This window comes from Undibacterium sp. RuTC16W (assembly GCF_049339445.1).
In the GTDB taxonomy this organism is placed as follows: Bacteria; Pseudomonadota; Gammaproteobacteria; order Burkholderiales; family Burkholderiaceae_D; genus Undibacterium.
This window is the reverse complement of record NZ_JBMPPE010000005.1, coordinates 19,821-44,709: the sequence shown is the minus strand read 5'-3', so window position 1 is coordinate 44,709 and position 24,889 is coordinate 19,821. Positions and strand designations below refer to the sequence as shown.

Here is a 24,889-nt window from a genome sequence, read left to right as displayed (position 1 = left end):
TTTAAGTGATGATACGTAATTCTGCTGTTGGTCTTTATGAAGACATTAATCAGGCAAATTTATTTACGAAGGCTTTACAATCAAACGGCTACCTTGTATTTCTTCGATAATGAAAGCACCGGGGTAGCCAGCCGAGTGCTGCAATTCCACATCCCACATCGCTCCGCGATACATCGCGCGTGCGGTGTATTTACCATTCCCCTGATCCTGCCACTCTTTCACCTGGACACTCATACCGATATCCATATTGACGTTAGGATCGCGAGCCGAATCCTGGTTCTTGGTCCAGCCATACTTACTGTTATACAGTGCCAGAGTAGCCGCACTGCCGACGACGGCAACCGTGATCAGCTGCATCGCCGGACTTAAACTCACTACCGCAGCCAGAGCACCTGCCACCAGACCAACTGCGATCATTAATAAATAAAAGGTGCCGGTAAACAACTCAAGTATTACTACTACGCCTGCCAGCACCAGCCATGTCATCCATGCATTCATATGATTAACTTCTCCTTATTTCTATTTATTGTGGTTGTCATGATTTTTGTGATTATTTTATTGAATTCATTTCATCATTCTCCACGAGAGTATCGAAACAATCATCGGTAATCGTTATCAAAATTTACCCACAAAAAAGCCCCCGTTACCGGATGGTAGCGAGGGCTTTTCTTGGAATGCTGAGGAAGTTTTGATTTTCTTTTTATTACTGTTTCGACACGGGTAGTCTAGTCCAAATTTTAGAAATCACAAGCTTTATCTATCCGGTTTAACGTATTTTTGTTGCGGCGCACCAACAAGAAAAAAGCGCGACTTATTGTCAGAGATCCTGATCAAAGTCGCGCTTTTTTATCGCCATATCATCACTATATGGCGATGCGGGGTGTCGTTGCTTTACTTAACTGCACTAGGCCGTATTACTTAGCTACTGCTGCCAGCTTCTGCCAGGTATCAATCACCGAGTCAGGGTTCAGGGAGATAGATTCGATTCCCTCTTTCATCAGCCATTCTGCAAAGTCAGGATGATCCGATGGACCCTGGCCGCAAATGCCGACGTACTTATTGAGCTTGCGGCAAGCGGCAATTGCTTTGGACAGCAAGGCGCGTACCGCAGGATCCCGTTCGTCAAAATCAGCTGCCAGCAATTCCATACCGGAATCACGATCCAAGCCCAGCGTGAGCTGAGTCAGATCGTTGGAACCGATAGAGAAGCCATCAAAGAATTGCAAGAATTCTTCAGCCAGAATCGCATTCGACGGAACTTCGCACATCATGATCAGACGCAGGCCGTTTTCACCACGCTTGAGTCCGTTTTTACCCAGCAAATTAACTACTTTTTCTGCCTGCCCCAAGGTACGGACAAACGGCACCATGATTTCGACATTGGTCAGTCCCATGTCATTGCGAACACGTTTCATGGCGAGACATTCCATTTCGAATGATTCGGCAAAATCACTCGCCAGATAACGGGCTGCACCACGGAAACCAAGCATAGGATTTTCTTCATCCGGTTCGTAACGTGAACCACCGATGAGTTTTTTATACTCATTCGATTTGAAGTCCGATAAACGCACGATCACTTTTTTAGGCCAGAACGCTGCGGCAATCGTTGCCACACCTTCGGCGAGTTTGTCGACATAAAACGCTTTAGGGGAGGCATGTCCACGCGCCACAGACTCAACTGCCTTCTTCAGGTCTGCATCAATGTTCGGATATTCCAGAATCGCTTTGGGGTGTACGCCGATATTATTGTTGATGATGAATTCCAGACGCGCCAAACCTACGCCTTCGTTGGGCACGGATTGGAAATCGAATGCCAGTTGCGGATTGCCGACGTTCAGCATGATTTTTAGTGGTAGCTTAGGCAATTCGCCACGTAATTCCTCGGTCACTTCAGTTTCCAGTAAGCCGTCGTAGATTTTGCCTTCGTCACCTTCAGCGCAAGAAACCGTTACTAGCGTGCCGTCTTTGAGTATGTCGGTTGCATCGCCACAGCCAACCACGGCAGGTACACCGAGTTCGCGCGCGATAATCGCTGCGTGGCAAGTACGGCCACCGCGGTTCGTGACAATCGCTGCTGCGCGCTTCATCACAGGTTCCCAGTTGGGATCTGTCATATCGGCAACCAGCACATCACCGGGCTGCACGCGTTCCATCTCGGATGGATCATGAATTACACGGACACGTCCTGCACCGATCTTCTGGCCGATAGCGCGACCGGATACTAATACGGTACCAGTGCCTTTGAGTTTAAAACGTTGTTGTGCGTCGGTCGCTTTTTGCTGCGACTTCACCGTCTCCGGACGTGCCTGCAAAATATAGAGTTTGCCATCGCGACCATCTTTGCCCCACTCGATGTCCATAGGACGACCATAGTGTTTTTCAATGATGACAGCATATTTTGCCAGCTCAACGACTTCCGTATCGTTCAATGAATAGCGGTTACGCATTTCGACCGGCACATCAACGGTCTTCACAGAGCGGCCTGCTTTGGCCTCGCCGGTAAATTCCATCTTGATCAGCTTGGAGCCGATATTGCGGCGAATCACGGGCAATTTGCCGAGTTCCAGCATCGGTTTGTGAACATAAAATTCGTCAGGATTTACCGCACCCTGCACAACTGTTTCACCGAGACCGTAGCTGGACGTAATGAAGACGACATCCTTGAAACCAGATTCCGTATCAATCGTGAACATCACACCAGCCGCCCCCAAATCGGAGCGCACCATGCGCTGAACACCGGCAGACAGAGCAACTTCTGCATGCGTAAAACCTTTGTGCACGCGGTACGAAATTGCACGATCGTTATACAGCGAGGCAAAAACATGCTTCATCGCTTCCAGCACGTTGTCGATCCCGACGACATTCAGGAAAGTCTCTTGTTGACCGGCAAATGACGCATCGGGCAAATCTTCAGCAGTTGCAGAAGAACGCACGGCAAAGGACATTTCCGCAGTTGACTCCGCAACGAGCCGGTTATAGAACTCTTCGATTTCTTGTTGCAGGCGTGGCTGGAACGGCGTATCGATAATCCATTGACGGATCTCAGCACCGGCTCTTGCCAGTTCTTTGACATCATCGATATCCAGATTGACCAGGCGGTCAGCAATGCGCTGCGCCAGCGGTGCGCCGCCATTTTCGCTGTAAGACAAAAAATCGCGGAAAGCCTGTGCTGTGGTGGCAAAACCACCCGGTACACGGACACCAGCAGTTGCAAGCTGGCTGATCATTTCGCCTAAAGATGCATTTTTTCCGCCGACGGATTCAACATCCGTCATGCGTAAATGCTCAAACGAAGCGACGTAAGTTGCTCCGGTATTTGCTGCGTTGGACATAACAACCTCTTTTTGATGGTAAGAAATCTTTGCTGTTTTCTATACAAACTGCATCGTGTTGCTTCGTCCATCGCTGTTTTTTTGTTATTCTTGACGCTAATAGACTAAATAGACTCAGACACTAATACATAGACGAGAAAACCTATCGCCAACCATTTTACATGGTGTCCTGCAAAATTTGCCTATGCGTCATGAGAATTTAGCGTCTTTTTTGTTATATGCATAGAAAGAGTTTTATTGTGCATTTCCTTCACCACATAGACAAAGCTCCCCATGCCTGATCCACAACACACCCCTATGCCTGCTGCCAACCGTACGGTATTTTTTGTTTCCGATGGTACAGGGATCACCGCAGAGACTTTTGGTCACTCGGTTTTGACCCAATTTGACCTGAAATTCAAGCAAGTCAGGCTGCCATTCATCGATACCGTAGATAAAGCCCACGATGCAGTGCGTCGCATCAATGAAGCTCTGGTGACTGATGGCAATCGTCCGATTGTGTTCTCCACACTGGTGAAAGCTGATCTGGCCGATGTTGTCTTCAAATCCAAAGGCATGCACATGGATTTGATTCAAACTTTTGTTGCGCCTCTTGAGCAGGAACTTGGTGTCAAATCGACGCACACCATAGGCCGCAGTCACAACATGACGGATTCGGAAGAATACAAAAACCGGATTGAGGCGATTAACTTCTCTCTGGCTCATGATGATGGGCAATCCCACAAAAACTTATCTGCGGCTGATGTGATTCTGGTTGGCGTATCACGCTCGGGGAAAACACCGACCAGTTTATATCTGGCGATGCAATATGGGATCAAGGCAGCGAATTATCCATTGATTCCGGATGATTTTGAGCGCGGCAAACTGCCATCGAATTTGCCGCCGTTTAAAGCGAAGATTTTTGGTCTGAGTATTGCGCCTGAACGCCTGTCCGAAATACGTAACGAACGCCGGCCAGGAAGCAAATACGCCTCGCTGGAAAACTGCCGCTATGAAATTAATGAGGCCGAAGCCATGATGCGCCGCGAGGGAATACGCTGGCTATCGTCTACAGCAAAATCGATTGAAGAAATCTCCACGACGATACTGCAAGAAATTAAATCAGATGTCCGCGTTTACTGATGTAGTCTCCACATAACACCAATATAAAAACTCTCACGAGAGGCGACAATGAAACTCCGTACCCGCATCATTTTGTTATGTATCAGCACATTGCTAGGCATTACGGTCATCGCGTCCGTGTCGCTGTATTCATTGCATCAGACCATGATGTCCGAGAGAGTAGCGCAAATCTCGAATATGGTGGAGATGGCAAGCGGTGCAATTGACAAAGCCTATGCGCTGGAACAGTCAGGCAAACTCAGCAAAGAAGACGCGCAGAAACAAGCCAAACTCGCGATTGCTAGCCTGCATAAAGATGATCTGTACTTTTTTGTCCGCGACTACACGAGCGATCTGCTGTACGTCCATCCGAATGCATCCCGCATTGGTGTACCGCAAAAGGACATGAAGACATCAGGTGATCGTTATCGCGCAGCACTGGCGAAAGACAGAATCGGGATCGTCAGAGCGGATGGCACCAGACCTGGAGTCAAAGAGCCTGTCGCAAAAATATACGCCGTCATCAAATTTGCGCCATGGGATTGGCTGGTCGGCACGGGTACCTATATTGACGATATCAATGATGAATTTTGGAAACAGGCATTTACGCTCTTAGCCATCGGCGCGGTATTAATGATGATCGTAGCGGGTCTGGCATGGCATATGTTGCGTAAAATTCTCGGTCAACTCGGTGGCGAACCGGATTATGCCGCAGGTATCGTAGAACAAATTGCAGCAGGTGATCTCACCGTCGAAATCGATACCAACGCATCCGATCACCATAACCTTTTATTTGCCATTAAGACAATGCGCGACAATCTTGCTAGCATTGTGAGCCAGGTACGCACTGGGGCAGAGTCGGTCACGACGGCATCGGGCGAAATCGCCGCCGGCAATCTAGACTTATCCTCCAGAACAGAACAACAGGCCGGCTCGCTGGAAGAAACCGCTTCGACAATGGAAGAACTCACGTCGACCGTCAGACAAAATGCTGACAACGCGAAACAAGCAAATCAGCTGGCCATTTCTGCCTCTGAAGTAGCGTCTCAAGGCGGCACCGTGGTCGGCCAGGTTGTCGACACTATGGGATCCATCAATGAATCGTCCAGAAAAATTGTCGACATCATCAGTGTGATTGACGGCATCGCATTCCAGACTAATATTCTGGCGCTGAACGCGGCGGTCGAAGCTGCACGTGCTGGCGAACAGGGCCGTGGCTTCGCAGTCGTTGCCAGTGAGGTCCGCAACCTCGCACAGCGCTCCGCGGCAGCAGCGAAAGAGATCAAGGTACTGATCGACAACTCTGCCGAGAAAGTCGATGCCGGAGGAAAATTGGTAGAACTAGCGGGTGCCACAATGCAAAAAGTAGTCGCCAGCGTCAAACAAGTGACGGATATCGTCGCAGAGATCTCAGCAGCAAGTCAGGAGCAAAGTTCAGGTATAGAACAGGTCAATAACGCGATTGTCGAGATGGATAATATGACGCAGCAAAACTCGGCACTGGTAGAGCAAGCTTCAGCAGCAGCGCAGGCACTGAACGATCAGGCGTCGGGACTGGCCAGCATCGTGAGTGTGTTTAAACTCAACCACGGAGAAACACAGGCGGCAAACAAAAAAACACCGACGCGCGCAAATCCGAGCTTGCATATGCTGCGCTGACCAGAATTAGCAATTGAGTTGATGATGGTCTAGTTAAGAATTGCACGACGCAAAACAAGTTAAGCTGAATTAACTTGCTAACTTAATTAATTAATTAATTAAATTAATTCATTCTCAACGCATCAGTGGCGTATCAGTGACGTAATTGGGAAAATAAAAAAGGACATGAATTTTCATGTCCTTTTTTTCATTTAGTTATTATCCATAATTACTATGAACAATGACTACAAGCAATGCTACAAATTATGCTCGCCTAAAGCGATTGCCGCACTTGCTCAAAAAAACAGATCGCAGCACTGGCCGCCACATTCAGGGACTCAATCTCTGGGCGCTGCGGTATGGTCACAGCCTCCGTCGCAAGCGCCATCAAGTCGTCCGCTACGCCCTGCCCTTCATGGCCGAACAACCAGGCAACCGGGCGATTGAGCTGCGCCTGATAAATCGTTTGTGTAGTATGCGAACTTGTTGCCAGAACCGGGATTGCCGCGTGACTGATCAGATGATGCAGATCGGCATTTTCAACAATATTCAATAGAAAATGAGCGCCCATGCCAGCTCGCATCACTTTAGGTGACCAGGCGAAGGCGGTGCCCGGGCTGCAAAATACATGACGAATACCTGCGGCGGCAGCGCTGCGCAAAATTGATCCTAAATTACCGGGATCTTGCAGATTGTCGAGCATGACAGCCGACTCTTGCAGCACCTCTGGCGTCATTGCTTGTGGTGTCGCGACGACAAACATAATGCCGACGCCATGTTCAACCTGGCTTAAGGCGTGATACAAAGCGTCCGGTAAACAAATACATTGCACTTCAGTAGCTTCTGCAGCTGCTGTAGATTTAGCCGACTCAGCTTCACATAAGGCAAGTATCGAGGACACCTCGTGATGCCCGGCACTGGACTCAGCAACGATACACATGTGCGGAGCACCCAGATGCTGCCAGTAGGCTTCGCATAGATGGACACCATCCAGCAAAGTGCGCCCGGATTTACGACGTGCCTGGGAGCTGGTGGCGAGTTGCTTTAACTCTTTGTAGAGCGGATTATCGCGTGAGGTAATGGATTTCATGTCAGCGTGGTCGGCCATGGTTAACGTTGGATCAGCAGCGCTTTGACGGGCGCATAAGATTTGCGATGTATAGGCGAGACACCATGCTCACGCAAGCGCTCAAGGTGTAACGCAGTCGGGTAACCTTTGTGTTGATCGAGCGCATATTGCGGGTATTGCAGGTGAAGTTGTGCGAGTGCGTGATCTCGTGCCGTTTTTGCCAAAATCGATGCGGCGGAAATGGCCTGCACTTTATCATCTCCCTTTACGATGGCTTCGGACCGTACCGACATGACGGGACACCGGTTGCCGTCGATCAGTGCCAGCGTCGGTTGGATTTTTAATGCTTCGACAGCGCGTCGCATCGCCAGCATGGTGGCTTGCAAAATATTCAGCCTGTCGATTTCTTCTTCGGAACATTCGGCGATTGCCCAGGCCAAGGCGTATTGTTTGATCTCGATAGCGAGCTGATCACGTTTTTGTTCGCTCAATTTTTTAGAGTCGCGCAGACCAGCAATCGGATGGAGTGGATCAAGAATAACGGCAGCCGCCATGACCGGTCCGGCCAAAGGACCACGACCAGCCTCATCGACACCACAAATTACTTCGTCCGCATAATCAAATAGCGAAAATGTCGCTGTGTCACCCATGTAAAAACGCTTCCAATTTTGTTTGGTCTAAAAAATAATGACAAATTTGCTGTGCCGTCTGATGTACTTTGTGCCCGATCAATACCGGCACCAGTTCATCATAAAGTGCCAGCAAAGCCTCATCCGCATCGACATCCAGAACCTTAACAGCAAAGGCGGGGCAATCAGGATACGAATCGAGATATGCCTGTAATTGCTCAAGCATATCGTCACACAGATGGCAATAACTACGGGAATATAAAGTGAACTGTATCATCGGATGGTTACGGATAGAGGGAATAAGCAAATACTCCCCCTTATTTTTAATTAAATAAGCTTAATCCGCTCATTTTACTTAGGCATTGAAAATATACTACTCCAGAGTATATGAAAAATTTACACATCGCATCTCGTTAGAAATAACAAGCATGGCATGTCGGAGCGATACTCAACATACGCTAAAAGCAATGAATACAACATTGAATGACTGCACTAAACAGACACTGAGTGGACATGAAGCAGGGATTAAGCAAGTATTAAGGCAGCATTATAGTCGGCGATGACATTAGGCGTAACGTTTGAGTGAGTTTGTGCAATCCAGATTTTTGAAGCACCCTGCTTGCTAACAAATATTGCGCAGTAAATAAAAAAACTGCCCGCAGTTTTGCGGGCAGTTTTGATCGAATCGCACTCTTACGCTAAGTCGATTTTGCTGAGTACGATTATTGTGACGCCGGACGTATCAGGATAAATTGAGAAAAATTATCACGGCGTACCAACAGTGATGCCGCTTTTTTCGGATCCAGTTTGGATACCATCGCAGCAAATTGCTTGGCATCTTTGACGTCAACCTGATTCAGCATGAGAATAATATCGCCCTGGTTTAAACCTGCTTGTACTGCCGGGCCTTCAACCGATTCAATCACAACACCTGTCACACCAGGCAGTTCTTTCTTTTGCGCGGCAGTCATGTCTGTAACGTAGATACCGAGTGCATTGGCGGTCTGATCACGCTTCGCTTTTTTATCGGTTTTTTGCGCTACTTTGGTATCCGGCTCTGCCTCAGACACGGTAATAGCCAGGTCGCGGGCAGCGCCTTTGCGCCAGACGGTAATAGTCGCTTTGCTGCCTGGCTTAGTCATGCCGACAATACGCGGGAGATCCGTTCTCTTTTCAACGGTGATGCCGTTGAATTTCAAAATCACGTCACCGTCCTGAACACCTGCTTTTTCTGCTGGTGCGCCAGGCTCAACTCGGGTGACCAAGGCACCTTGAGCTTTTGGCAAGCCAATCGATTCTGCAACCTCTTTCGATAAATCATCAATTGCTACGCCAATACGACCACGAGTCACGCGCCCTACAGATTTCAATTGCTCAACGACACGCATCGCTTCATCAATAGGAATCGCAAACGAGATCCCCATATAACCACCTGAACGGCTGTAGATTTGCGAATTAATGCCGATGACTTCACCGCGCATATTAATCAGCGGACCGCCTGAGTTACCTGGATTGACTGCGACGTCCGTCTGAATTAAAGGGAGGAAATCGCCTGTATCACGTGCCTTGGCAGAGATGATCCCTGCAGTCACCGTATTATCAAGATCAAATGGGGAGCCAATCGCCAGCACCCATTCACCTGCCCGTATCTTGTCAGAATCGCCTACTGTCAGACGCGGGAGTTTGCTGCCGTCGATTTTCAACACCGCGACATCCGTACGCTTGTCCGTGCCGATCACTTTCGCTTTGAATTCCCGCTTGTCCGTCAGCTTGACGTAGACCTCCGACGCGCCTTCGACCACATGGGTATTGGTCAGCACGTAACCGTCTTGTGAAATGATAAAACCCGACCCCACACCACGCGGCACTTCCTCTTCTTGCTGCTGAGGAGCTTGCTTACGACCTTTTGGCGTCGGTGCTGGTTGTTGTTTCGGTATAGGCATGCCGAAGAAGCGACGGAAAAATTCCTGCATCTGCTCATCATCACCGCCCATGCCAGGCTGGCCTTGCTGGATTTTCTCGGTAGTGCGGATGTTCACTACGGCAGGGCTCGATTTCTCTACCAGATCGGTAAAATCCGGCAAACCGCTGACGACAGCGGGAGCTGCCTCAACTGGTGCAGCCCCAGTAATTGTGGGGGCGATAAAGCCGAAACAGGTAGTAAGTAATAAAGTAGAAACGACTTTGTCGACAGAAATAAATGTAGATTTTTTCATGGCGTCATCACTTAGGTTTAAATTCAATAGAGTTCATGACTTGCTTAATTGCAGCTAAAGGCACCTCTCCTACTACCGTCAACCAATACTCACCCTGGCGCTTTCCCATAATAGTCACCGCCCCTTGCTGCAAACTACCTTCGGTCCGGCCCTGAGTATCCGGCTCGATAAATACGGAGATGGCAGCGAGTCCATCAGAAAAAATCATTTGTATGACCTGATGGGGCTTGGCTTGGCTGGCATCGGATGATGCCGCTGCATTATTAATCGGGATCAGACGCTTCATCTCGCGGGTCTTTTTAAACCCTGCAGGCAAAGCCTTGACTACCCAACCGGAGTTAACGTTGGGTTGCACCGTCAGATTTTCAATATGCCATTGCGCTGTGTTTTGAAAACTTGGTTTGACGCGATTTTTATCGACGTCACCAATCAAAATCTGGGTGAAAGCGATTTGTTCAATCACTTCATTTTTTGCATTCACCGTCTGGGCACGCAGTAGCAAGCCGGTGGATTTATCCATGCAGAGACGATAGCCATAACGATACATATCCTTAGGCTCAAAGCTCAGTATCTGGCATTCCGCGCCAGCAACGCGACTCTGCTCTGCTTTTTTAATCAGATAGGACTCAGGTAAGGATTGTGCATTACTGGTCAATAAGGCCGGGAAAATTTCCTGAGTGACGTGTTTCTCGACTTGAACGGTTTTACTCTCAGGCAGATAGCAACTGACCTCATCGTTACGCCGGATATATTCGCGGGGTTTGCCATCCAGAATTTCTAATTTTTCCAGCTCTACGTTACCGTCCAGCAGATGCGTAATCCGCGAGGTACGCATCTGGTTCGCTTGCTGATAAACAAAAGTACCGGTGTAATTTAATTTTTGTGCCGCAGTCTGCACTTTACGCAGCATCGTCGGCACATCTTGTGCGTCCTGGCTTTGCGCGCACAACATCGGCGATGCCGCCAACCCTGTCGTCAGCACAAAGAGAGAGAAAGATAAACGCGTGAACAACATAGAGTCTACTTTTCCGGAACAAATGAAGCGGATGAAGCGGAGGCTGCTGCTGGAACTGGAGCTGCTGCGTTTTCAATACCGTTGCTAACCGCGTTACCCGTTGCGGTACTGGCTACATGGTTGGCAAATTGCGAACCGCTGACGATAGACGGAGAAAATTTTTGATGCGCTTGCAAATAGCTATCCAGTCTTGGATCGCGCAGCATCTCGATTTCATCGGGTGCTTTGTTTTTTAATTCCGTTGCTGGCGCCATATTGGCGTCAGCAACTAATTGCACAGGATTATTTGAAGCTTCAGTCGCTTTACTCATCTGAACTGAAGATGCACTGTTCCCGTGAATATAAGGTGTAATTTGTGGCACTAGCATAAAAGCCAGCACGGCCATTGCAGCGACGCTGAGCATGGCGGTATAACGGGCAAAACGAGATTTATCAGCATTCGGGCTAAGATTTGTCACAAGACTTGCGACAGGTTTCGGCGCCAGGATCACTGGCTCGGCATCCAGCAAGGCGCTCATTTTGGAAGAAAATCCGGGGCTGACATTGACTGCCAAATCATCTGAACGCAAGACATCGCCGATCTGATGATAGATATCCCAGACCTGTCGCTCATCCGCATCGGCATGCTGACTCAAACTGGCGAGCATGGCGTCCAGTTGCGCATCACTTAACTCATTATCGAGCAAAGCTGAAATGCTTTCTTTTTTGGTGTGATCTATGTTCATGATTTTATCCACATTTTTTACTGCTTGTTCTTTTGATCTGCTTTGCTGCTCATCTGAGAGCTTTCGGCTTGAGTCAGATCACCATCGCTGATCCAGACTGGTGCCGAGCACCGGTCGTAATTTTTCGGCAATTGCCTCGCGCGCCCTGAAAATACGGCTTCTCACTGTGCCGATCGGGCACAACATCACTTCCGCAATTTCATCGTAACTAAGCCCTTCAATTTCTCTCAGAGTAATCGCGTTACGTAGTTCTTCGGGCAAAGCCTGCATCGCGCTATTGACGGTATCGGCGATCTGTTTGCTGGCCAGCAGGGATTCCGGCGTATTAATATCTCTTAGTCCCTCGGCATCGGCAAAAGTTTCTGCCTCTTCGATATCCGAGTCCGTTGAGGTCGGGGCACGACGTCCCTGAGTGACCAGATAGTTTTTGGCAGTGTTGACGCCGATTCTGTACAGCCAAGTATAAAACGCAGAATCGCCTCTGAAATTCGCAAGTGCACGATAAGCCTTAATGAAGGCCTCTTGCACGACATCCTCCGCTTCTGCCTGATCATGGACGAGCCTGGATACGAGCCGCATTAGTTTCCTTTGATATTTGGAAACCAGAAGCTCAAATGCCTTTTTGTCACCGCGCTGCACACGCTCAACAAGGAGTTGATCAATCTCGCGCTCTGTCGTCACTCACTCTTTCCTAGGTTCGGGGTAATCTCAACGCGATTATATGTAGATAGATGCATAGCGAGGCTTAAAAGTTCCCCATCGTCAGTGATGTATTTTTCTGATTACGCTCATGAACAGCAAGCCAGCGCAATGCCACACTCAAAGCGCGCCAGGCAGATGCATCAACGCTATCACGCAAAACTGGCACAATCTGCACAATCCCTTGCTCCGGACGTAAGTGCAACATCATGACGTGCGGCCAGAGCGTCGTTTCACGGCACAGCCGAACCACCATCGCGGGAGCGTCTTCACCATTACCAGGAAATTTCCTGAGTATCATACGACCTGAGGCAGCGATATCCAGACTATATGCTGAGCGCCTTTTGATCAACAGTATAAAGCGCGACACCATCAGCGCACTCAGCACAAACAGCAAAACAAACTGCAAGATAATATTAAGCGGCAGGATGAAAACGCTATAAGCCGCCGTCACCATTGCGATGAACAACATACTACAGCTAGCTAAGAGTAATCCACGCGATGGCAAAATACGGACGGAGATAGCAATTGACATGGCAGCACCAAAAGAAAGCGGCACTTTAATCCAAAGAATCAAAGTGCCGGCAAAACTTACGCGTTAGCTATAACAGCAGCCAATCAAATTTTACTAAAAATCAAGGTGCCGTTAGTACCACCAAAGCCGAAAGAATTTTTCATCGCAAAATTGATGATCATATCTCTGGCCGTGTTCGCACAATAATCGAGATCGCATTCCGGATCCTGATTAATGATATTGATCGTTGGAGGAGATACTTGGTGATGCAATGCAAGTACCGTAAACACAGACTCCAGACCGCCAGCACCGCCCAACAAATGGCCAGTCATCGATTTGGTCGAATTCACCGTCATTTTATAGGCATGATCTGCGAAAGTTGCTTTGATCGCATCCGTTTCATTTTTATCACCCAAAGGCGTGGAAGTACCATGCGCATTCAGGTAATCAATTTGCTCCGGATTGATTTCAGCATTTTTCATCGCATTCAACATACTGCGACGCGGGCCATCCATTGAAGGCGATGTAATGTGATACGCATCGCCGCTCATGCCGAAACCTAAAACTTCCGCATAAATTTTGGCACCGCGAGCTTTTGCATGCTCATACTCTTCCAGCACCATGACACCAGCACCCTCACCGAGAACAAAACCATCACGGTCTTTATCCCAGGGGCGAGACGCTGTCGCAGGATCATCATTACGAGAAGACAGTGCACGGGCAGAAGCAAAACCACCGAGTCCCAATGGAGAAATCGTTGATTCAGCACCACCGGCAATCATGACATCGGCATCGCCATATTCAATCATGCGAGCAGCGGAACCGATACAATGCAAACCCGTAGTACAAGCTGTCACAATCGCCAGATTTGGCCCTTTCAAGCAAAACTTAATCGATAGATGACCGGAAATCATGTTGATGATAGAGGCTGGAACAAAAAATGGGCTGATACGACGGGGACCGCGCTCAGTCAACACTTCTTTGGTTTCCTCAATCAAAGGCAAACCGCCAATACCAGAGCCGACGATGACACCGATGCGATCGGCATTTTCTTCCGTCACTGTGATGCCACTATCGCGAAAAGCCTGCATCCCGGCAGCGATACCGAAATGAATGAAGGTATCCATATTGCGGGCTTCTTTAGCCGGGAGATAATCCTCGACATTGAAACCTTTTACCTCTCCGGCAAAATGCGTGGAAAAAGGCGTTGCATCAAATTTGGTAATCGTGGCGATACCGGATTTACCTGCCGTCACGGCTCCCCATGCGTCGGCAATTGTATTGCCAACTGGGGAAACGCAACCGAGACCGGTGACCACGACACGACGTTTAAGCGTACGGCTCAAGCGTTTCTCCTGGACTTGAAAACTGGTTATGCTTGGATTCTGGGCAGCACTTTAAGAGCACTGCAGCACTGCAGCACTGCTGAATTACGCCTTGACGTGCGCAGTAGCGTAGTCAATCGCTTGCTGAACAGTCGTGATTTTTTCAGCTTGTTCATCAGGGATTTCCATTTCGAATTCGTCTTCGAGTGCCATGACCAGCTCTACTGTGTCGAGGGAGTCAGCACCGAGATCATCCACGAAGGAAGATTCAATTTTGATGTCTGCTTCTGCGACGCCCAGTTGCTCGGCGACGATCTTCTTAACGCGTTGTTCGATATCTGACATATGGTTCTCCATGAGTGGTTACAGAAAGTGCGCGCATTTTAGCAGGTTTGTGCGCAAAAAAAGCAAGTAAGGATTTTACCAGCACATCTCCGTCTAATTTCGGCGATTGTTGCGATAAATATCAATAAAATCATTTTAACCTAAATACATACCACCATTCACATGGAGCGTTGTACCGGTAATATAGCCAGCATCAGGCGACGCAAGGAACAAAGTTGCAGCAGCAATATCCTCCGGCTGCCCCAATCTCGCCAGCGGAATTTGTTGCAAAATCGCCGCTTTTTGATCCTCAGTCAATGCTTTTGTCATATCAGTGTCGATAAAACCAGGCGCTACGCAGTTGACAGTAATATTGCGGCTACCGATTTCACGCGCCAGAGCGCGACTCATGCCTGCAACACCCGCCTTGGCAGCGGCATAATTCATTTGACCTGGATTGCCGGAGGAACCAACTACCGAAGTAATATTAATAATGCGGCCATGTTTGGCTTTCATCATACCGCGCAAAACAGCACGTGACAGACGACCGACAGAGCTCAGATTGGTAGAGATGACATTATCCCACTCCTCCTCCTTCATGCGCATCGCCAGCTGATCTTGCGTAATACCCGCATTGTTGACCAGTATAGATAAGCTACCAAATTCTTTTTGAATTTCTTCTACCAGAGAAGAACAACGCACCACGTCATTGACGTTGAAGGCAACGCCCTTGCCTGCATCCAGACCAACTGCAGCCAGATATTCAGAAATAGCCGCAGCACCTGATTCAGAGGTTGCCGTACCGATTACGCGAGCACCCGCCTTGGCCAGCGCAATTGCAATGGCCTTACCGATACCGCGTGAAGCGCCAGTGACCAGCGCAACCTGATTTGTTAATTGTTGAGTCATTTCAGAATTTCCATTAGCTTGTCCAAAGATGCCTGATCGAACACAGCATCACCAATTAATTCGCCGTGAATTCGCTTGGTCAAACCAGCTAACACCTTGCCTGGACCACATTCAATCACATGCGTGATGCCGCTGTTGCTAATTTTCTGCACGGTTTCAACCCAGCGTACCGGGCTAGCAGCCTGTCGCACCAAAGCATCCTTGATCGCAGCGATCTCGTTTACTATTGCGACATCAACATTATTAATCAAAGGGATGACAGGGGCGTTAAAAGTCAATCCAATCATGTAGTCACGCAATTGATCTGATGCAGGCTTTAACAACGATGAGTGGAATGGCGCGGATACTGGCAATCCCAATGCGCGCTTCGCACCTTTGGCTTTAGCAATCTCACAAGCACGCTCGACCGCAGCCTTAGAACCGGCAATCACGACTTGCGCAGGCGCATTGAAGTTGACGGCCTCAACCACCTCGCCGGCATGCCCCGCAATGGCTTCGGCGCAGGCGGCAATCACATCTTCATCAGACAAACCAAGAATTGCCGCCATTCCGCCCTGCCCTACAGGCACAGCGCTTTGCATGGCTTCCGCGCGAAAACGCACCAGCGGCACCGCATCCTTAAAATTAATCACGCCCGCAGCAACCAGTGCCGAGTACTCGCCCAGGCTATGTCCTGCAACCAAGGCTGGCAAAGCACCACCAGCCGCAATCCATGCGCGATAACAGGCAACAGCTGCCGTCAACATCACTGGCTGCGTATTAGTCGTTAAATCCAGGGATTCTTTTGGCCCTTCAGCAATCAATTTAGCGAGGTCAAACTGCAAGGCATCAGATGCTTCCGCTACGGTTTGCTGGACGATGCTGTTATCAGCAAAGCCATTCAACATGCCAATAGCTTGCGAACCCTGACCGGGAAAAACAAATGCAAATTGAGTCATAAATCTTGTTTGATAAAGAAGTTAATTAAGGAAATGACAAAAATTTTGATGCCATTGAGAAAAGCCATCTGTGCAAGACAACAATCACCTCAACAAGGTCGCATCTCACATCTTGATAATTGCTGCGCCCCAGGTAAAGCCACCACCTACGCCCTCGATCAGAATCGTCTGACCCGGCTTCACCCGGCCATCCCTGACTGCAACATCCAAAGCTAGCGGAATCGATGCCGCGGAAGTATTTCCGTGCTGATCGACGGTCACGACCACCTTTTCCATCGGCATACGCATTTTTTTGGCTGTACTTTGCATGATGCGGATATTCGCCTGATGCGGTATCAGCCAGTCTATCTGTGAAGCATCCATACCAGCGATTTCCAACGCTTCGTTCGCGACTTTTTCCAGCAATGAGACCGCGAGCTTAAAGACCGCCTGACCGTCCATATACAAAAATGCGTTACCGGTAATCGCACCAGAACTCACGTTACCCGGTACGCATAAGATGTTCGCGTAACTACCATCAGCATGCAATTTCGTTGCCAATACGCCAGGCTCAGCCGAGCGCGACAGAACAACTGCACCGGCACCATCACCGAAGAGGACGCAAGTAGTACGATCTTCAAAATTTAAGATGCGAGAAAAAACTTCCGTACCGATCACCAGCACGTTCTTGTGTGCACCGGATTTAATCATGCTGTCAGCCATGGCAATGGCGTACATAAAGCCGCTGCAAACAGCCTGCACATCAACCGCCGCAGCGCCATTGGTAATGCCCAGCTTATTTTGCACGACGCAGGCAGTGCTCGGAAAGCCACCGAGAAAATCCGGAGTCGAGGTCGCCAGAATAATCAGATCAATATCGTTAGCCTGCATATCAGCAGCATCCAGTGCACGCTTCGACGCTTCTACCGCCAGATCACTGGATGTCACATCGGTGGCAGCATAATGGCGCGCAGAAATACCGCTACGCGAAAAAATCCATTCGTCTGAAGTCTCTATCCCTTTTGCAGCCAGTTGATCCGTTAATTGCTGATTGCTTACCTTGTTGGGTGGCAGATAGCTGCCAGTACCGATAATTTTACTGAAAAAAGTCATGCGGTTTTCTGTGCCATAGGTTCATTGATTTCCTCCGACATCGCGTCCGTCGCTGGCATCAGTTCTGCCATGGATGTGGAGATACGAGACAATACATCATTTTTTGCCGCATCGAATGCGCGCTGTATCGCCCATTCGTAACTGTACTTATCAGCGCTGCCGTGGCTTTTAAACACCAGACCGCGCAAGCCCAGTAAGCTGCCGCCGTTATAGTTAGACGGATTCATTGTGCGGGAAATAGACTTCAACGCACTACGCGCGATCAAAGCGCCCAGCATATTCAAAGGGCTGCTCTTAAAAGCATCAGTCAATGTACTTTTGACAAAGCGCCCCATACCTTCGGCAGCTTTTAGCGTCACGTTACCGACGAAGCCGTCACAGACCACGATATCGGTCGTACCTTTGAAAATATCGTTACCTTCGACATTGCCATAAAAATTCAGCAATCCACGCGCATGGTCCGCACGCAGCAGCTGAGCAGTCTTTTTCACGACGTCATTACCTTTAATATCTTCTTCGCCGACATTCAACAGACCAATCGTTGGCTTAGACTTACCTTCCAGTGCCGACACCAGCGCCGAACCCATAATAGCAAACTGATGCAAATGCAAAGGCTCACAGTCAACATTAGCCCCGAGATCCAGCATATAAGTCGGTTTATTTTTTTGATTTGGCAATATGCTGCAAATCGCTGGCCGGTCCACGCCCTGCATGGTCTTTAGCACATAACGCGATACCGCCATCAGTGCGCCGGTATTGCCGGCAGATACACAAGCTTGCGCCTGACCGTCCTTGACCAGACTCACGGCCACGCGCATGGATGAATCTTTTTTGCGGCGCAAAGCGATTTCAATAGGATCATCCATCTCCACCACTTCTGTGGCATTGAGAATCGAGAGGCGTGGATGATTGAGTGCGCGATTTTTTTTCAGTTCTGCCTGAATATGTGATTCAAGCCCTACCAGAATAAATTCAGCATCGGGTTCGCGGTTCGCAAACGATACTGCCGCTGCAACTGTGACTGCCGGTCCGTGATCTCCGCCCATGCAGTCAATGGAAATTTTTATTGTCATGTAGTGATACTAAACTTCATCCCGAAGCAGCTATCTTATCAAGATTGAGATAGTCAGGTCGCACTATTTCTTTCTGGGATTAATAAAAACGCACCAAAAAGAGGGATTTTATGAGGGTAAAACAGGAGAAAATTTCCAATGAAGAATATATCTCCCATAAAAAAAGCGGCGCCAAGTACAAGACTCGTTACGCCGCTTTACTATCTAAGAAGAGATTACTCGTCGTTCTTAGTTTTCAATACTTTACGACCACGGTAAAAGCCGTTTGGGCTGATGTGGTGACGCATATGTGTTTCACCAGTTGTTGGCTCGATACCCAATTGCGGAGCAACCAGGAAATCGTGTGAACGGTGCATACCGCGCTTGGATGGTGATTTTTTGTTTTGCTGAACGGCCATGATAACTCCTAATACTTCAAAAAATGTTTCTAAAATTTAACACACTTGTTTGTACGAATTAATTAACAAACAAGAATCCCTAACAATACTTCGACCTGAGTGTTTTTTCAGAATAATGCCACTAGGTACGCCCATTTATCTTCTTCAGCACAGCGAATGGCGACGCTTTTTTACTCGCTTCTGCATCAATCGGTGCCGCTGACGAATCTAATGAATCATCTGGACATACTGCATGTTTGGGCGATTGGGGTATTTCTAACAGCGCCTCATCTTCAATCAAATCGATGATATTCAATGTTTTGCTGCCTACAACTACATCAACCTCGTCATTATCCAATAATGCATCTATTTCATCTGCACTATCTTCATCTTTGGCGAGAATTAATACTGATTCTGAATCCAGCTCAAACACAAAAGGGGTCAGACAACGCTGACACATCAATTGAATCTGACCACGCACAGCCAATGAGAGCTGAGGGTGACCAAGCTGATCCTTGCCGCCTGTCAGTGACCATGTGAGAGCACCGTCCTGCGTGGCACTTTCCTCGGAAAGACGAGATAAATCTGCAATTAAAACACTGCCTTCACGGTGCTCGTTAAGCTGGCAAAACGAGAAAGCGTCAATCACAATTGCTTGCATAGGATTATTTGAACCCAGAAAACCTGCGATAATAACAGGATTACCCCTTGCAAGTCAAAGCCCGCAAGCAATTATTGTGATTTTGTCGGCAATGTTTTATCAATGGCCTGCATTTTACGCCATACTCTTGCCAAATTCACTAGCAAATTCCAAAACATGTCCGCCAAACCAACTCAAGTGCGCTTAATTTTAGCGTCCAGCTCCGTTTATCGTCGCGAATTATTATCCAGATTACAATTACCATTTACATCGATCTCACCCGATATTGATGAGCAAGCATTTGCCGGCGAACTTCATGAACAGACTGCATTGCGACTGGCAAAGCAAAAAGCCATGGCAATCGCCGAATCCGCACCTAGCGCACTGGTGATCGGCTCCGACCAGGTTGCCACGCTCGACGGAGAGCAAATCGGCAAACCCGGCAACCATGCCAACGCACTGCAGCAATTGCAAACCATGCGCGGCCGGGAAGTCGTGTTCCACACAGCGCTATGCCTACTGGATGCACGCGTTCCGGGCAAATGGACAACGCAACTCGAAGACATCACAACGACTGTGCGATTCCGCAATCTCAGCGACGCAGAGCTGGATGCGTATCTGCACATAGAACAGCCTTATGATTGCGCCGGCAGCGCCAAAAATGAGGGTTTGGGCATTGCGATTATTGAAAAAATCGACAGCAGCGACCCGACCGCACTGACAGGTCTGCCACTGATTGCTCTTACTGGTATGTTACGGCAAGCGGGTGTCAGTTTTTTTAACCGAGCCTGATTGTCATCCAGGCAAAACAAACATCCTTTTATAGAAACAGGGGGAGTATCCCTGCTATATATCGATAATCCGCATATTCTACGCGGGCAATCGATGATCAAATTCACATACCCAACCCAGTATATTTATGTCCGGCACACTTTACCTGATTCCCAACACCCTAGGTTGCGCAGAAGACCAGCAACAGACACTACTGCAAAGCATCATTCCCGACACCGTACAGCAGATGAGTGCAGGGCTTACGCATTTTGTCGTTGAAAATGCCAAGACCACCCGCGCCTATCTGAAAATGTTGAGCCAGCAGCACCCCCTTGCCACTCCCTTGCAAGAAATTGTCATGAGCGAACTCAATGTCAACACCCCGGTTTCCGCACTGGAGGGCCTGCTTGCGCCGTTACTGGCTGGCCACGATATTGGCTTGATCTCAGAAGCTGGCGTACCCGCCGTCGCTGATCCCGGTGCCAATTTAGTCCGACTCGCACATCAACGTGGCATTAAAGTTCGGCCATTAGTTGGCCCGTCCTCCCTGCTGCTCGCTTTGATGGCCAGCGGCTTAAATGGCCAGAGCTTCGCCTTTCATGGCTATCTGCCTACGGATGCAGCGCAACGTACCAAGCGGATTAAAGAGCTTGAAGACCGCTCCCGCAAAGAAAAGCAAACCCAATTATTGATCGAAACGCCTTACCGTAATGCGGCGATGCTAGACGCATTGGCAAATTCCTGCCATCCGGGCACCCTGATTTGCGTAGCGACCGACCTAAGCCTAAGCACTGAAATGATCAACACCAGCACCGCCGCCGAATGGAAAGCAAAAATCCAGGCAAACAAGGCACCCGATTTTCATAAAAAGCCCAGCGTGTTTTTATTCCTCGCTCAATAAAACATCAAAAAAAGAACGACCGATCACAAAATCTGAAATTGCGCTAGGATAGCGACCAGCTCTGTTAATTACACAATCATCAGACAGTCGCTTTACGTATAGCTTAATTAAGTTACCGAATCATCATCAAAAAAGCGAAGTCAGACCCTATCAACTCAAGGAGACGCTCATGTTGAATTTCGATTTTTACAATCCCACCCAAATCATGTTTGGCAAAGGCCGCATCGCCGATCTCGATAAAGTCATCCCCGCCGACGCCAGAGTATTAGTGCTCTATGGTGGCGGTAGCATCAAGCAAAATGGCGTATTCGATCAAGTCATGAGCGCACTCGGTGCACGCAGCATCATTGAATTCAGCGGCATCGAACCGAATCCCAGCTACGAAACACTGATGCAAGCCGTCGATTCTGCGAAGAAAAACAAGATCGAATTCCTGCTCGCCGTCGGCGGCGGCTCGGTAATTGACGGTACCAAATTTATCGCCGCAGCAATATTGTTCGACGGTGAAGATCCATGGGCGATTCTGGAAAAAGGCGGCCGCAATGTCACGCAGGCATTGCCCTTTGGCAGCGTGTTGACGTTACCGGCAACCGGCTCAGAAATGAATAGTGGCGGCGTGGTCACCCGCAAATCCATTAAAGCAAAAATGGCATTTTCCAGTCGCCATTGCTTTCCAAAATTTTCCATCCTTGATCCGGCAACGACCTTCACACTACCGATCCGTCAGGTCGGCAATGGCGCGGTCGATGCCTACGTCCATGTGATGGAGCAATACATGACCTATCCGGTCAATTCGCCGGTACAAGATCGCTTCGCAGAAGGCCTATTAACAACCCTGATCGAAGAAGGCCCAAAAGCCCTGGCATCGCCGGAAGACTATGATGTCCGTGCGAATCTGATGTGGTGCGCAACCATGGCGCTGAACGGCGTGATTTCTACCGGCGTGCCGCAAGACTGGTCTACCCATATGATTGGGCACGAACTGACAGCATTACATGGTATCGATCACGCCCAGACACTGGCAATCGTCTTGCCTAGCATGCTGAGAATCCGCAAAGAAAGTAAGCGCGCCAAGCTACTGCAATATGCGGAACGCGTCTGGGGTCTGCGTGACGGCAGCGAAGACAGCCGGATAGATCGTGCGATCACGATGACCCAAGATTTCTTCGAGCAAATGGGCGTTAAAACCCGCCTGGCAGATTATCAATTAAATGCGGGCAACATCCCGCCAATTCTGGCTGCGCTCGAAACTCACCGCATGGTGTCGCTTGGCGAAAAACGTGATGTGACATTGGATGTGAGTCGTCAGGTACTGGAACTTAGTCTGTAATTTGGCAGGAACTACTACCTGCACCTCAACGCAGGACAAGCCATGAAAAAGCCCGCAATAACGCGGGCTTTTTTGATTCGGACTGGCATGAGAGTTATGCAGGCAATTTGAGACGCAGGCGGTGCTACACGCCAATTTTCTCCAGCATGCCACCCAGCTCACGCAAGACCGGCTCCAGCTTTGGATGTTGTGCCGCGAATTGTGCTGACAAAGCCTGAGAGCGCTCGCTCAACGCAGTAAAAATCGGATCGCCGGCTGTGTCATCGCGACTCAAGACTTGCACAATATCTTTATCGAGCGCCTCCAGCAAAGAACGCAGCTCGACATCCACCGTCTCCGCATCTTGCAAACCCTCGTGCAATTGCTTTAACAGGTCTTTTAAATTTTGCTTATCCATCGTTGCGCTCCTTGGTATTAAACAGCTTCAGTGTAGCCCTGTCATCTGCGAAACACCAGCACCACGGCCTCAGCGGCAATCCCCTCTTCCCGCCCAAGATAGCCGAGACGCTCATTGGTTTTAGCCTTAATGTTGACTTGCCCGGCATCCACTTGCAGATCGGCGGCGATATTCGCCACCATGCCCGCAATATGCGGCGCCATTTTTGGTGCTTGTGCAATGATGGTCGCATCCAGATTGCCGACTCTAAAACCGGCCAGATGCAACCGCGCTACTGCCTCCCGCAACAAGACACGTGAATCAGCACCGGCAAATCGCTTATCCGTATCCGGAAAATGTCGCCCGATATCACCGAGAGCTGCTGAGCCAAACAAGGCGTCCGTAATCGCATGCAACAGCACATCAGCATCCGAATGTCCCAGCAATCCCGTGGTGTGAGGGATATCGACGCCACCGATAATCAGTTTGCGCCCCGTCACCAGCGCGTGACAATCATAGCCCTGCCCGATACGAAATGGCGGAAAACGAGGATCAGGAGTTGCAGATGCGTTGTTCTCAGCGGATATATCAGTAGTCATAAGTAATCAACAAAATAATAGTTAAGATGAATTTGACGAGGATTTGACGAAAATTATGCTTCGCTCACACGTCGATTCAGCATTAAACCCGGATTCCCATTAAACCGCGATCACTTCGTAAAAACGCCGATGATCTGCGGCCTTTCAATGGATCAACATCGTCGCGATGCAAATGCGAACGCTACCGCGGAAATACGCATCTATCAATCACAATCGCAAGCAGGCTTTTAATATTAATGGGGAGTATAGTCAATAACAGGCATTCACCGGCATATTTCATGTAGGGAAAAATTAATACTCCACTCCAGTATCATCACAACACCAATATTATTCAGGCGTACCTGCCAAATACGACTGCACCAGGGCGAGGTCACTTGGCAAAGTTACTTTAAGATTACGCGGATGACCTTCCACCATGACGGGCACATATCCCGCAGCCTCCATCGCACTCGATTCGTCAGTCACTTCCGTCGCCTCTCCCGCCGCATCCAGCGCGTCACTCAACGCGGCATGACGGAACATCTGCGGCGTCTGGGCCAGCCACAAACCTTCGCGTGAAATCGTCGCAAGCTTACCGTTCTGCACACGCTTCACAGTATCGACCACCGGCAACGCCAGCAAACCACCACTGACATGATCGCCCACGCAAGTAATCAGTTGCGCAATCATCGCAGGCGTCAAGCCAGGCCGTGCCGCATCATGTACCAGCACCCAATCATCAGAATCAAGCTTGGACTGAATTGCCTGTAGCCCGTTACGCACCGTCTCACGCCGGGTCGCGCTGCCACAGCGCAAAACACTGACCTTATGACTTGCCGCATCAAGTCCATGCAATGCATCATTTACATAGACGTCATACGCACTGACGACAACATACACATGATCAATTAAGGGCGATGCCAGAAACGCCTCGACTGTGTAACGTAAAATCGGCACATCATGGATCATCAAATACTGTTTCGGCGTAGGCCCGCCCATCCGCGCACCAACACCTGCGGCAGGAATCAGGGCAACATATTTTTTGCGGGTCAGATCGGTTTGTAAAGAGCTGGTCATGGAAGCACTGCGTTCCTCAAAAGCAAAGGCTGCATCGTTTATAATTAGTGATTACGGTAGTTATTAATTTGCAGCCATTTTAACCGCCAATTCATGACAACGAAGTGCTTTTGCATGTGCTTTCACATGCGTTTTTGAAACCGGTTTTACGGACTGACAAGCGATATGGCTCAGACTAAAGTGCCACACCATCGCCACTCAACTGTAATACAACCCTAACCCGACCGCAGCTCAACCGCA

Annotated in this window: 26 protein-coding genes; 5 read left to right on the top strand and 21 right to left on the bottom strand. The window is 49.0% G+C overall.

Annotated features, from left to right (window positions below; all coding sequences use genetic code 11):
- Positions 1-63: 63 nt before the first annotated feature.
- Positions 64-498, bottom strand: a complete 435-nt coding sequence (locus ACO0K4_RS11060; RefSeq protein ID WP_422956680.1) for an NfeD family protein — start codon at positions 496-498, stop codon at positions 64-66.
- Positions 499-914: 416 nt separating this feature from the next.
- Positions 915-3,332, bottom strand: coding sequence for a phosphoenolpyruvate synthase (gene ppsA / locus ACO0K4_RS11055; protein ID WP_422956679.1), 2,418 nt, complete (start codon positions 3,330-3,332; stop codon positions 915-917).
- A gap of 273 nt (positions 3,333-3,605) precedes the next feature.
- Between ppsA and ppsR the strand changes: the two genes are divergently transcribed.
- Positions 3,606-4,454, top strand: coding sequence for a posphoenolpyruvate synthetase regulatory kinase/phosphorylase PpsR (gene ppsR, locus ACO0K4_RS11050; RefSeq protein WP_422956678.1), 849 nt, complete (start codon positions 3,606-3,608; stop codon positions 4,452-4,454).
- Positions 4,455-4,502: 48 nt separating this feature from the next.
- The gene (locus tag ACO0K4_RS11045) at positions 4,503-6,092 is read left to right on the top strand and encodes a methyl-accepting chemotaxis protein (RefSeq protein ID WP_422956677.1); all 1,590 of its coding nucleotides are present in this window, start codon (positions 4,503-4,505) and stop codon (positions 6,090-6,092) included.
- A 253-nt stretch (positions 6,093-6,345) separates the two neighbouring features.
- Here ACO0K4_RS11045 and ACO0K4_RS11040 read toward each other — a convergent pair whose 3' ends face one another.
- The 16 genes from ACO0K4_RS11040 to ACO0K4_RS10965 all read right to left on the bottom strand — a co-directional run bounded on the left by ACO0K4_RS11040 (position 6,346) and on the right by ACO0K4_RS10965 (position 19,637).
- Positions 6,346-7,161, bottom strand: a complete 816-nt coding sequence (locus ACO0K4_RS11040; protein ID WP_422956951.1) for a TrmH family RNA methyltransferase — start codon at positions 7,159-7,161, stop codon at positions 6,346-6,348.
- A gap of 20 nt (positions 7,162-7,181) precedes the next feature.
- Positions 7,182-7,790: a ribonuclease HII gene (gene rnhB / locus ACO0K4_RS11035; RefSeq protein WP_422956676.1), complete on the bottom strand. Its 609-nt coding sequence runs from the start codon at positions 7,788-7,790 to the stop codon at positions 7,182-7,184.
- On the bottom strand, positions 7,783-8,076 hold the full coding sequence (locus tag ACO0K4_RS11030) for a glutaredoxin family protein (RefSeq protein ID WP_422956675.1): 294 nt from the start codon (positions 8,074-8,076) through the stop codon (positions 7,783-7,785). The genes rnhB and ACO0K4_RS11030 overlap by 8 nt, the downstream gene beginning before the upstream one ends.
- Before the next feature lie 415 nt (positions 8,077-8,491).
- Entirely contained in the window at positions 8,492-9,985 is a 1,494-nt protein-coding gene (locus ACO0K4_RS11025; RefSeq protein ID WP_422956674.1) for a DegQ family serine endoprotease, read from the bottom strand.
- A gap of 7 nt (positions 9,986-9,992) precedes the next feature.
- On the bottom strand, positions 9,993-11,000 hold the full coding sequence (locus ACO0K4_RS11020; RefSeq protein ID WP_422956673.1) for a MucB/RseB C-terminal domain-containing protein: 1,008 nt from the start codon (positions 10,998-11,000) through the stop codon (positions 9,993-9,995).
- Positions 11,001-11,005: 5 nt separating this feature from the next.
- A complete protein-coding gene (locus ACO0K4_RS11015) occupies positions 11,006-11,725 on the bottom strand; it encodes a sigma-E factor negative regulatory protein (RefSeq protein ID WP_422956672.1) in 720 nt (239 codons plus the stop codon).
- A gap of 78 nt (positions 11,726-11,803) precedes the next feature.
- Positions 11,804-12,406: an RNA polymerase sigma factor RpoE gene (rpoE, locus tag ACO0K4_RS11010; RefSeq protein WP_422956671.1), complete on the bottom strand. Its 603-nt coding sequence runs from the start codon at positions 12,404-12,406 to the stop codon at positions 11,804-11,806.
- A 64-nt stretch (positions 12,407-12,470) separates the two neighbouring features.
- Positions 12,471-12,959: a protein YgfX gene (locus tag ACO0K4_RS11005; protein ID WP_422956670.1), complete on the bottom strand. Its 489-nt coding sequence runs from the start codon at positions 12,957-12,959 to the stop codon at positions 12,471-12,473.
- A gap of 83 nt (positions 12,960-13,042) precedes the next feature.
- The gene (gene fabF / locus ACO0K4_RS11000) at positions 13,043-14,284 is read right to left on the bottom strand and encodes a beta-ketoacyl-ACP synthase II (protein ID WP_422956669.1); all 1,242 of its coding nucleotides are present in this window, start codon (positions 14,282-14,284) and stop codon (positions 13,043-13,045) included.
- Between the two features lie 84 nt (positions 14,285-14,368).
- Positions 14,369-14,608, bottom strand: a complete 240-nt coding sequence (gene acpP / locus ACO0K4_RS10995; protein ID WP_008449912.1) for an acyl carrier protein — start codon at positions 14,606-14,608, stop codon at positions 14,369-14,371.
- Positions 14,609-14,743: 135 nt separating this feature from the next.
- Complete coding sequence (fabG, locus tag ACO0K4_RS10990) at positions 14,744-15,496, bottom strand: 3-oxoacyl-ACP reductase FabG (protein ID WP_422956668.1); 753 nt, start codon at positions 15,494-15,496, stop codon at positions 14,744-14,746.
- Entirely contained in the window at positions 15,493-16,434 is a 942-nt protein-coding gene (gene fabD, locus ACO0K4_RS10985; RefSeq protein WP_422956667.1) for an ACP S-malonyltransferase, read from the bottom strand. The genes fabG and fabD overlap by 4 nt, the downstream gene beginning before the upstream one ends.
- A 105-nt stretch (positions 16,435-16,539) precedes the next feature.
- Positions 16,540-17,526, bottom strand: coding sequence for a beta-ketoacyl-ACP synthase III (locus ACO0K4_RS10980; protein ID WP_422956666.1), 987 nt, complete (start codon positions 17,524-17,526; stop codon positions 16,540-16,542).
- Positions 17,523-18,599: a phosphate acyltransferase PlsX gene (plsX, locus tag ACO0K4_RS10975; RefSeq protein ID WP_422956665.1), complete on the bottom strand. Its 1,077-nt coding sequence runs from the start codon at positions 18,597-18,599 to the stop codon at positions 17,523-17,525. Before plsX ends, ACO0K4_RS10980 begins: the two co-directional genes overlap by 4 nt.
- A 215-nt stretch (positions 18,600-18,814) precedes the next feature.
- On the bottom strand, positions 18,815-18,997 hold the full coding sequence (gene rpmF / locus ACO0K4_RS10970; RefSeq protein ID WP_186945318.1) for a 50S ribosomal protein L32: 183 nt from the start codon (positions 18,995-18,997) through the stop codon (positions 18,815-18,817).
- A gap of 121 nt (positions 18,998-19,118) precedes the next feature.
- Entirely contained in the window at positions 19,119-19,637 is a 519-nt protein-coding gene (locus tag ACO0K4_RS10965) for a YceD family protein (protein WP_422956664.1), read from the bottom strand.
- Between the two features lie 156 nt (positions 19,638-19,793).
- On the opposite strand from ACO0K4_RS10965, the gene ACO0K4_RS10960 reads away from it, so the two are divergent.
- The 3 genes from ACO0K4_RS10960 (at position 19,794) to ACO0K4_RS10950 (ending at position 22,618) form a co-directional block, all read left to right on the top strand.
- Positions 19,794-20,408 carry a Maf-like protein gene (locus ACO0K4_RS10960; protein WP_422956663.1) on the top strand — a complete coding sequence of 205 codons (615 nt, stop codon included), beginning with the start codon at positions 19,794-19,796 and terminating at the stop codon, positions 20,406-20,408.
- 127 nt (positions 20,409-20,535) lie between these two features.
- Positions 20,536-21,288, top strand: a complete 753-nt coding sequence (locus tag ACO0K4_RS10955) for an SAM-dependent methyltransferase (protein WP_422956662.1) — start codon at positions 20,536-20,538, stop codon at positions 21,286-21,288.
- 169 nt (positions 21,289-21,457) lie between these two features.
- A complete protein-coding gene (locus ACO0K4_RS10950) occupies positions 21,458-22,618 on the top strand; it encodes an iron-containing alcohol dehydrogenase (protein WP_422956661.1) in 1,161 nt (386 codons plus the stop codon).
- A gap of 124 nt (positions 22,619-22,742) precedes the next feature.
- Here ACO0K4_RS10950 and ACO0K4_RS10945 read toward each other — a convergent pair whose 3' ends face one another.
- From ACO0K4_RS10945 to ispD, 3 genes are all read right to left on the bottom strand, one after another.
- Positions 22,743-23,015 (bottom strand): DUF4404 family protein, encoded by a 273-nt coding sequence (locus tag ACO0K4_RS10945; RefSeq protein ID WP_422956660.1) that lies wholly within the window; start codon positions 23,013-23,015, stop codon positions 22,743-22,745.
- Positions 23,016-23,056: 41 nt separating this feature from the next.
- A complete protein-coding gene (gene ispF, locus ACO0K4_RS10940) occupies positions 23,057-23,593 on the bottom strand; it encodes a 2-C-methyl-D-erythritol 2,4-cyclodiphosphate synthase (protein WP_422956659.1) in 537 nt (178 codons plus the stop codon).
- Between the two features lie 327 nt (positions 23,594-23,920).
- Positions 23,921-24,649, bottom strand: a complete 729-nt coding sequence (ispD, locus tag ACO0K4_RS10935; protein ID WP_422956658.1) for a 2-C-methyl-D-erythritol 4-phosphate cytidylyltransferase — start codon at positions 24,647-24,649, stop codon at positions 23,921-23,923.
- Between the last annotated feature and the right edge of the window lie 240 nt (positions 24,650-24,889).

What these genes read in the sequence shown, in the direction of transcription:
- ACO0K4_RS11060 (WP_422956680.1), bottom strand. Translation starts at nt 498, where the DNA reads ATGAATGCATGGATGACATGGCTGGTGCTGGCAGGCGTAGTAGTAATA.
- ppsA (WP_422956679.1), bottom strand. Translation starts at nt 3,332, where the DNA reads ATGTCCAACGCAGCAAATACCGGAGCAACTTACGTCGCTTCGTTTGAG.
- ppsR (WP_422956678.1), top strand. Translation starts at nt 3,606, where the DNA reads ATGCCTGATCCACAACACACCCCTATGCCTGCTGCCAACCGTACGGTA.
- ACO0K4_RS11045 (WP_422956677.1), top strand. Translation starts at nt 4,503, where the DNA reads ATGAAACTCCGTACCCGCATCATTTTGTTATGTATCAGCACATTGCTA.
- ACO0K4_RS11040 (WP_422956951.1), bottom strand. Translation starts at nt 7,161, where the DNA reads ATGAAATCCATTACCTCACGCGATAATCCGCTCTACAAAGAGTTAAAG.
- rnhB (WP_422956676.1), bottom strand. Translation starts at nt 7,790, where the DNA reads ATGGGTGACACAGCGACATTTTCGCTATTTGATTATGCGGACGAAGTA.
- ACO0K4_RS11025 (WP_422956674.1), bottom strand. Translation starts at nt 9,985, where the DNA reads ATGAAAAAATCTACATTTATTTCTGTCGACAAAGTCGTTTCTACTTTA.
- ACO0K4_RS11020 (WP_422956673.1), bottom strand. Translation starts at nt 11,000, where the DNA reads ATGTTGTTCACGCGTTTATCTTTCTCTCTCTTTGTGCTGACGACAGGG.
- ACO0K4_RS11015 (WP_422956672.1), bottom strand. Translation starts at nt 11,725, where the DNA reads ATGAACATAGATCACACCAAAAAAGAAAGCATTTCAGCTTTGCTCGAT.
- ACO0K4_RS11005 (WP_422956670.1), bottom strand. Translation starts at nt 12,959, where the DNA reads ATGTCAATTGCTATCTCCGTCCGTATTTTGCCATCGCGTGGATTACTC.
- acpP (WP_008449912.1), bottom strand. Translation starts at nt 14,608, where the DNA reads ATGTCAGATATCGAACAACGCGTTAAGAAGATCGTCGCCGAGCAACTG.
- fabG (WP_422956668.1), bottom strand. Translation starts at nt 15,496, where the DNA reads ATGACTCAACAATTAACAAATCAGGTTGCGCTGGTCACTGGCGCTTCA.
- fabD (WP_422956667.1), bottom strand. Translation starts at nt 16,434, where the DNA reads ATGACTCAATTTGCATTTGTTTTTCCCGGTCAGGGTTCGCAAGCTATT.
- ACO0K4_RS10980 (WP_422956666.1), bottom strand. Translation starts at nt 17,526, where the DNA reads ATGACTTTTTTCAGTAAAATTATCGGTACTGGCAGCTATCTGCCACCC.
- plsX (WP_422956665.1), bottom strand. Translation starts at nt 18,599, where the DNA reads ATGACAATAAAAATTTCCATTGACTGCATGGGCGGAGATCACGGACCG.
- rpmF (WP_186945318.1), bottom strand. Translation starts at nt 18,997, where the DNA reads ATGGCCGTTCAGCAAAACAAAAAATCACCATCCAAGCGCGGTATGCAC.
- ACO0K4_RS10965 (WP_422956664.1), bottom strand. Translation starts at nt 19,637, where the DNA reads ATGCAAGCAATTGTGATTGACGCTTTCTCGTTTTGCCAGCTTAACGAG.
- ACO0K4_RS10960 (WP_422956663.1), top strand. Translation starts at nt 19,794, where the DNA reads ATGTCCGCCAAACCAACTCAAGTGCGCTTAATTTTAGCGTCCAGCTCC.
- ACO0K4_RS10955 (WP_422956662.1), top strand. Translation starts at nt 20,536, where the DNA reads ATGTCCGGCACACTTTACCTGATTCCCAACACCCTAGGTTGCGCAGAA.
- ACO0K4_RS10950 (WP_422956661.1), top strand. Translation starts at nt 21,458, where the DNA reads ATGTTGAATTTCGATTTTTACAATCCCACCCAAATCATGTTTGGCAAA.
- ACO0K4_RS10945 (WP_422956660.1), bottom strand. Translation starts at nt 23,015, where the DNA reads ATGGATAAGCAAAATTTAAAAGACCTGTTAAAGCAATTGCACGAGGGT.
- ispF (WP_422956659.1), bottom strand. Translation starts at nt 23,593, where the DNA reads ATGACTACTGATATATCCGCTGAGAACAACGCATCTGCAACTCCTGAT.
- ispD (WP_422956658.1), bottom strand. Translation starts at nt 24,649, where the DNA reads ATGACCAGCTCTTTACAAACCGATCTGACCCGCAAAAAATATGTTGCC.